At 40.7% G+C, this 1,213-nt stretch carries 2 protein-coding genes; both read right to left on the reverse strand.

The annotated features are described in order from the left end of the window. A partial coding sequence (locus A3762_RS28525; protein ID WP_231878900.1) for a hypothetical protein occupies positions 1-321 on the reverse strand: 321 nt, incomplete at its 3' end. Then, a partial coding sequence (locus A3762_RS22465) for an ATP-binding protein (RefSeq protein WP_231878901.1) occupies positions 314-1,213 on the reverse strand: 900 nt, incomplete at its 5' end. The genes A3762_RS28525 and A3762_RS22465, both read right to left, overlap by 8 nt.

Here is a 1,213-nt window from a genome sequence, read left to right on the forward strand (position 1 = left end):
TGTGTAAGTTAGGAATACGTAGGATGAATATAGGAGGCTAACACAAACAAACACATAGTAGAGCTTCTCTTGTCTTAGGCGATGCAAAAGAAAGAAGCTTCCTATCCATGGTAATGCGATGATTCGCTGGATCATGATGGAGTTTGGGTCATTTAGGGCAATGGCATCTGCCGCAAATAATGCACCACATATTAACGCAATGCTTAATAGTGCTATACCAGTTTCGTTATGCTGTCTGTTGTAGTTCCAATGAGTGAAATCAGAATATTTACGTAAGGTGCTGAGCAGGCGACTTTTAAAATCATTACGTGAGCTAAGCATGTTCCACCTTCTCAGCCGCAAGTTCTCTACTCATGTTTGATTGTAAGGCTGGAAATATCATTTGAAATACAACCAATCCTTTCTCGGAAGTAGCATTGAAAAGTATGCCGTTCGCAATGCAAATATTTTTACAAACGTTAAGTCCTAAGCCGTATTCTCCATGCACGCTTCCTTGCCTGTTTTCACTAGTGAGTTCGTTAAGTGATGCTGGCAGACGTGGTCCCTTATTCTTGATCAGCAGAGTCCTTCCTTTCTGTATCTCAATGCTGATGGCGGTAACTTTATTGCGATGACGTATTGCATTGTTGGTTATATTAGTGATCAATCTTGTTAGCAAGGCGGGCGCAAGCTCGATATCGAAGTCGCGACTACAGAACAAATTAATATTAGCTGTACTGTAAGTGGTTTGGAGCTCATGTGTTAACAAAGAGACATGCTCAAGTATCGAGTAATTTGTCTGCTCCTGTATATGATTCTCGCTGTCATACCAATCAAGATCGCTCAGAAGGGTTTGGCTGATCGTTGAAATTTCGTTTAACGAATGGTTTAGGCGTTTAACGTGTTGATTTGATGAACCAGAAGTGCTGAGAGCGTTAAGGCTAGATCTGATCGCAGAAATCTTTTTGTTAAACGCATCCTTGGTTAAGGTTTTAAGAATGCCGTTCCAGCTTTCTCGGGAATTAACAATAGCCAGATTGTTACGCGTAATTTCGTACTCGCGTTTGAGCGTGTTGTTGCTCGACAAAGCCCAAAAGTAAGTACTCAAAGCGAGGGTAATGTAAGTGAGTAGTAGTAACCCTGTATATGAATATTGTTGATGCCAGAGCATGTAAGAGGCAGCAAGTATGCCGAGTATAATGTTGCATTTAGCAATTAATAAAAGCCTTTTTTT

The organism is Oleiphilus sp. HI0125 (assembly GCF_001635355.1).